Raw genomic sequence first — 6,921 nt, forward strand, 5'->3', positions numbered from 1 at the left:
CACAATTTGGCTCCATAGAATTTGAATTATTGGGATTAACGGCAATACTAAAACTTAGATATTCTAAGTTTTAGTGGTGGCATGTGAAAACGGACATTCAACTTTACCCTAACGAATCGCTCGAAAGCTTCTTGTTGCGCTTCTCGCAAGAACAAGGTTACGAGCGATTTTCTCATTTCTCCGAAGATATCTGGTTCGACACAATGGATCAGCATGAAGCGATCGCTGGTGCTTTCCCCTTAGAGCTCAACCGAGTCAATATCTACCACGCTCAAACCACAAGCCAAATGCGAGTGCGGGTTCTCATCCATCTTGAGAACCAATTAAAGCTCATTAACTTTGGCGTACTTCGCCTAGCGTTATCACATTCAAAAGCTCAATTTTCTCCGCAATACAAAGCTGTACATAGATTCGGGGTTGATTACCCTTATGCTTTTCTTCGCAAACGCTTCACGCCTATTTGCCCTCTGTGTATTAGCGAATCTCCCTACATTCGCCAGCAGTGGCAATTTATCTCTCACCAAGCTTGTGAACACCATGGCTGTAAACTGGTTCATCACTGTCCTGAGTGTGAGTCGAGACTTGAATACCAAAGTACCGAGAGTATTAACCAATGTGAATGTGGTTTTGAACTCCGAAACTTGCCAGTGGAGGACGCGACAGAGGCTGAGGTATTAGTCGCTCGATGGTTGTCAGGAAATGATTTAAAACCCTTGGGATTGTTAACGGGGGAAATGACATTATCTGAGCGTTATGGCTTTTTACTTTGGCATGTAAATCGTTATGGTGATATCGATGACCTCAGTTTTGAGTCATTCGTTGAATACTGTAGCGCTTGGCCAACGGCGCTATGGCAAGACCTCGATACATTGAAAGAGAAGGCAGAACTCGTTCGAGTAAAAGATTGGAAGAAGGTATTTTTCAATGAAGCCTTTGGTGCTCTGCTTAAAGATTGTCGCCAGTTGCCGAGTCGGCAGTTGAGTCGCAATATCGTACTGACACAAGTGTTAGCTTACTTTACAAAGCTAATGGCAAAAGTGCCCTCAAGCGCAAAAGGAAATATCGGTGATGTACTGCTCAGCCCTCTAGAAGCTTCTACATTGCTCTCTTGCACAACGGATGAAGTGTATCGGCTGTATGAGTTTGGTGAGATCAAAGCCACTATTAGGCCGCGAATGCATACAAAGATAGTGAGTCACGAGTCGGCGTTTACTCTAAGAAGTGTCATCGAAACAAAGTTGACTCGAATGAGATCTGAAAGTGATGGTTTAAGTGTATATCTACCTGAGTGGTAATTATGACGAAATTAAGTGACTTATTGGCAATCGAAGACGAAGCAGTAAAGCAGGTTACGCTAAAGAAGATGTTCATGCCCTATACGGAAGAAGTCTGTGTTGAAGGGTGTGAAAAAGAAGCGTTGACGATCTTGCTCAATCTCAGTTCAAACCATAAATCAGATAGGTGCTTGGATTGGTTGGATGTTGCTCGAGCTAAAAGGCATTTAAAAGCGGCTGAAAACCTAGAGGCGTCCCTTGATGAAATTAAATGGTTCCACACTCATAATCTCAAGTTTCCAGACTGTCGAGTTAAAGATCAGCGGATAATTGCGGAGCCTCTTACGACAACCGAGGTATTCATTTCAAGCGGAGTATTAGAGCAGCGCTTGGGGTGGGCGCATAACTCTGCTGTATATCGTCACACATTGTGGTTATTGAATCCTTTTAGTTGGCAATCACAGCCCGTATGCATCCTTTCACTTATCAAGCAAGAAAGCTCTATTTGGATTGAGTTGCTCAAAGAATTCGGTCTAAGTGCTAAGTCACTTGCTCGCTTAAAACATACAATTGAAGAGCACCTCCCTGATAATCATTTTCCCGATAGTGTCAGTTCTTGCAGTAAGCAGCTACGATTTCCTTGGGAGGATGGTTATATTTCGGTGACACCAGTGGTCAGTCATGCCATCCAAAGTGAGCTAGAAGTGAGATCGCGAAGTCAGGAAAGTGAGCTCAGGTTTGTGTCTTCGTCATTGCCAAACTCTGCAAGTATCGGGAACTTGTGTGGCAGTTTGGGTGGGCATATGAAAGTCCTAAACTACCCGTTAGACGTCAAACCAGCGAGAGGTGGGACGTTAAATGAAAGTCGCAAAAAGAGTAACCACTACTTTGATGACTATCAGGTAACTAACGCTAAAATTTGTCAGGTGTTAAATCACTTAATTGGATCAGAACCATCAAAAACACAGAAGCAAAGAGAGAGCGCTCGTAAGGTTAGAAGTAAGATATTGCGAAAGCAGATAGCCCTTTGGATGCTTCCTTTAATTGAGTTAAGAGATATCGTTGATGCTGACCCTAATCAACAGCAATTGGAACATGATGACACTTTAGCTCAAGCCTTTTTGGCGCTACCAGAATCGGACCTAGGCTCCTTAGTCAGTGAGTTTAATCGCCGCTTACATCTCGTGTTTCAAAATAATAAGTATGCCGCCAAGTTTGCCTATCACCCTAAGCTTATGCAGGTCGTCAAAGCCCAAATTGTATGGATTCTCGAACAGATCAGTAAACCTACTGGTAATGAAGATAAGGTAACGGGTGAGCAGTATATCTATTTGTCATCAATGAGAGTGCAAGATGCGGTCGCAATGAGCAGCCCTTACTTGTGCGGTGCACCCACTATGACGGCTGTTTGGGGGTTCATGCACCATTACCAAAGAGAGTTTAATAAGCTAGTTAATTGTGATTCCCTGTTTGAGTTTTCGAGTTTCTCTTTTTATGTCCGAAGCGAGAACATTCAATCGACCGCCAAGCTTACCGAGCCTAACTCGGTCGCTATAGTTAGAACGGTTTCAAACGCGAAACGACCTACCATTCGTAGTGAACGATTGGCGGACCTAGAAATAGACTTAGTTATCAGAGTTCATAGTGATAGCCGCATTTCAGATTTTAAGACCGCGCTCAAAACGGCACTTCCCGTTGTTTTCGCCGGAGGGGCATTATACCAACCACAGTTATCGGCACAGGTTGAATGGCTGAAGACGTTTACCAGCAGGAGCGAGCTTTTCCACGTCATAAAGGGGTTGCCAGCATACGGGCGATGGTTATACCCAAGTGAGAGCCAACCGAGTAGCTTTGATGAACTGGAGCGTTTAATAACGAAAGACGCTGATAATTTGCCAGTTTCTATTGGCTACCATTTGTTAGAACGTCCTACTAAACGGTTAAACTCTATAACCGATTGTCACGCCTATGCAGAGAATGCGATAGGGTTTGCTAAGAAAGTGAATCCGGTAGAAGTACGTTTTAGTGGAAGAGATCACTTTTTAAACCATGCCTTTTGGTCGATAGAATGCAGTCGCGAAACTATTCTTATAAAAAACTATAGGGATTAATCGTTTATGGAACTTTGCACTCAGCTAAACTATGTTCGATCACTCTCTGCTGGCAAAGCATATTTCTACTATGTATCTAAAAGTGGTGAGATGTGCCCCCTTGAAATTGATAGAACTAGGTTGCGCGCACCAAAAGGGGGTTATGCAGAAGCATATAAAGGGGGCAAGTTCGTAGAAAAGAATGTTGCTCCACAAGATTTAGCTTACTCCAATCCTCAGTTCATCGAAGAGTGTTATGTAAAACCTGGTGTTAATGATATCTATTGTGCATTCCCCCTTCGAATTCGAGCCAACTCTCTAACTCCAGATACCTGTAGTGATGATGAAGTGCGTTCTAAACTTTCGTTACTTGCGAAAACATATCAAGAGCTCAATGGGTATCAGGAACTTGCTCATCGATACGCGAAGAATATCCTGCTTGGCAGTTGGCTTTGGCGCAACAGAGAGTGTCGAAAGCTGTCGATAGAAGTAACCACCAGTGATTCACAAACCTTGATTGTAGAAAACGCAACAAAGCTTTCTTGGTATGGTCATTGGGATGATGCTTCAGCAGAATGCCTAGAAAAGCTCACAGCCTATTTGATGCGAGCTCTGGCTGACCCAACCGAATATTTCTATATGGATGTCAAAGCTAAAATTGGAGTTGGTTGGGGAGATGAGGTTTACCCAAGCCAAGAGTTCTTGGATGATCGAGAAGATGGTGTTCCTACTAAGCAGTTAGCTACCGTAGAATTCTTGAACGGAAAGGAAACTGTTGCATTTCATGGTCAAAAAATTGGTGCAGCGTTGCAATCGATTGACGATTGGTGGCACGAAGAAGCAGATAAGCCATTAAGAGTGAATGAGTATGGGGCTGACCGAGAGTACGTTATAGCAAGGCGACATGTGTCACATGGAAATGACTTTTACCAATTAGTTAGGAATACAGAGAATTGGATTGAGACAATGACAGCTTCTCAGACCATCCCAAATGAAGTGCACTTCATCATGTCTGTCTTGATCAAAGGCGGCCTATTCAATTGTTCCAAAGCGAAGTAAGGGATAGATATGACTAAGCGTTACTACTTCTGTATACGTTACACCCCTGTTCAAGCCGACTATGAGCTGTTAGCAGGGCGTTGTATCTCTCAAATGCATCTGTTTATGGTTAATAATCGACAAGCGATGAATAAAATAGGCGTGACTTTTCCCGACTGGAGTGACGTCACGGTCGGTCAGGCCATAGCCTTTGTCGCAGAAGATAAAAAAATGATGATTGGACTCTCTTTTCAGCCCTATTTTTCTTTGATGGTAAATGAAGGTTTATTTGAGATCTCCAGTGTATGTGAGGTGCCAGACAATGCTTTAGAGGTGAGGTTTACCCGTAACCAAACGATTGGGAAAAGCTTTCTGGGTTCCAAGAGACGTCGAATCAAACGTAGCATGGCGAGAGCCGAACTACTTGATGCTGGAAGATCATTACCAGTCACTAATGAAGAGCGTATCATCGATAGCTTTCATCGAATACCAATCTCAAGCAGTTCATCAGGGCAAGGTTATTTTTTATTTACACAAAAGGAGCTTGTTTGTGAGCGCTTAGCAGCAAACTTTAATAGCTATGGCTTAGCTACCAATCAAAAAAGAAAAGGGACGGTACCTGAGTTACGTTTTTGACCCTTTTTCTAAAGCTCTTTTTTAGAGGAGTAAAAACAGGGACTTATAGAAGTAAGAAGAAAAAGGGTATTTTGGTGAATTGTAACTTTAAGCACGCAGAATCAGAAGGTTAGAGGCTATATTCTTTAGTGTCCTGCCGCATAGGCAGCTAAGAAATCGATAGCTTCACACCAAGCCGCACTGTAAACGTGTCCTGCCGCATAGGCAGCTAAGAATAGGTCAGGAAGAAAGCAACCAACCTGCTGAACAAGCAGTTAAGAATAAAACCATCAGGTTTTCTCTTGGTGGTTTTTTATTGACATCCCTAAACCACCGCCTTTGGCGGTGGTGATTGTTTCTATGGGCTGTTGCCCGAAAACACGCCCATGTTAGAAGTAAGACTATTATTCACCACAAGTAAGAGGAAACAATAAACATGGGAGATTATAGAAGCTCATCACACGTCTACTGGCGATGTAAATACCATATAGTTTGGACTCCAAAGTACAGGTTCAAAATTCTTAAGGGCAACGTAGCCAAAGAGTTGTACAAGTCTATCTACATCCTCTGCAATATGAAGGATTGTGAGGTACTGGAGTTAAATATTCAGCCTGATCACGTTCATTTAGTTGTCATCGTCCCTCCGAAAGTTTCGATTTCAACGCTAATGGGTACTTTGAAGGGGCGTCTGCAATTCGCCTATTTAATAAGTTTGCTCATATTCGAAAGAAACTATGGGGAAATCATTTTTGGGCAAGGGGATACTTTGTTGTAACGAGATTTCGGTATAAGGATCCGATGATTCACTAATACAAACATAGCCTACCTGATTGAGTTTCATCGAATTACGCAACAAACCCTCTAAGCGATACTTAAAGGAAAGCCACGGCGCTCTCTCAATATCTTGTTCGAACTTTCTGAATTGGGCAGGGTTGAGAGCATTTCCACAATGGGCAAGCTACGCATATCAAATTGCGAATTATTAAACGTTATGGTGTTCACAAATGAGACTGTTTTGAATTTTTACCTAAAGCGCCAAAGTTTGTGATAAGAATCATATTTACAATTTCTTACATTGTTGCAATGACTTTGGTTGTATATGGTAAGCGCACTTATTATTTGTGGTAGCTATAGATCATGTTAGTAGTAAAAAAAATATTCTTGTGCGTAATGTTTTTTTCATTTCATGTACACGCTGTTTCATTTTCATATGACGAACTTGGTAGATTGCGAGGTTTATTTGACGAAGGTAGCCCTGAAAAGCATATTAGCTTTGTCGTTGATAGTTCAGCAAACGTACGATCTATTAGTGATATATCTAATTTCCACTCTCCTTTGAATGGACTTACATCTACTTCTTTCTCTTTTGAATCCAGTAATACCCAAAACTATTCTAATGTGAAACTCCGCTGGAGTTTAGATGGAGAACCAAAAGAAGTCTTGTATGATGTTTATCTAGGAGCAGTCAAACCTCTAAACTTGCTCAAGTCATCACTTGATGAGCCTGTTATAAATTTGGAGTTATCAAGTTACATAGCTCCACTTCAGTTCCGAGTTGTTGCTTATGACCTAGCGGGAAACCGCATTTCAAGTCTCGTTCAGAACATCTCCCCTTTAGACTCAGATTCCGACGGCTTGCCTAACCATATTGAAGATAGACTCTGTACATCGAGCGATCTATCAGACACCGATGGAGATGGATTGAGTGATGCACAGGAGTATTTGTTAGACAAAAAATACTTTATCAGTAATCCGTGTAGTTTCGATACTGACCACGATGGCCTCAGTGACCGTTGGGAATACGATTCAGGCAGTGACCCACTGGTGGCGGACGCCAATGGGGATGTCGATGGGGATGGCACGACCAACTGGCAAGCGTATGTTTTAGCTCAGGCCGCAGCAGA

4 protein-coding genes and 2 pseudogenes are annotated in these 6,921 nt (G+C 42.5%); all 6 read left to right on the forward strand.

All coding sequences use genetic code 11. From position 1 onward, the window contains the following. The first annotated feature begins 83 nt into the window (after positions 1–83). Positions 84–1,295 carry a TniQ family protein gene (locus tag RJ47_RS08540; RefSeq protein WP_039483201.1) on the forward strand — a complete coding sequence of 404 codons (1,212 nt, stop codon included), beginning with the start codon at positions 84–86 and terminating at the stop codon, positions 1,293–1,295. Between the two features lie 2 nt (positions 1,296–1,297). Next, positions 1,298–3,385, forward strand: coding sequence for a type I-F CRISPR-associated protein Csy2 (locus RJ47_RS08545; RefSeq protein ID WP_039483203.1), 2,088 nt, complete (start codon positions 1,298–1,300; stop codon positions 3,383–3,385). 6 nt (positions 3,386–3,391) lie between these two features. Beyond that, complete coding sequence (gene csy3, locus RJ47_RS08550; RefSeq protein WP_039483206.1) at positions 3,392–4,423, forward strand: type I-F CRISPR-associated protein Csy3; 1,032 nt, start codon at positions 3,392–3,394, stop codon at positions 4,421–4,423. Between the two features lie 9 nt (positions 4,424–4,432). Beyond that, entirely contained in the window at positions 4,433–5,038 is a 606-nt protein-coding gene (gene cas6f / locus RJ47_RS08555; RefSeq protein WP_039483209.1) for a type I-F CRISPR-associated endoribonuclease Cas6/Csy4, read from the forward strand. A gap of 415 nt (positions 5,039–5,453) precedes the next feature. Next, positions 5,454–5,782, forward strand: a pseudogene (tnpA, locus tag RJ47_RS08560) (IS200/IS605 family transposase); the annotation flags it as partial. Between the two features lie 633 nt (positions 5,783–6,415). Then, positions 6,416–6,921 (forward strand): annotated as a pseudogene (locus RJ47_RS20685) (hypothetical protein); the annotation flags it as partial.

The organism is Vibrio sinaloensis, assembly GCF_000808535.1.
In the GTDB taxonomy this organism is placed as follows: Bacteria; Pseudomonadota; Gammaproteobacteria; order Enterobacterales; family Vibrionaceae; genus Vibrio; species Vibrio sinaloensis_D.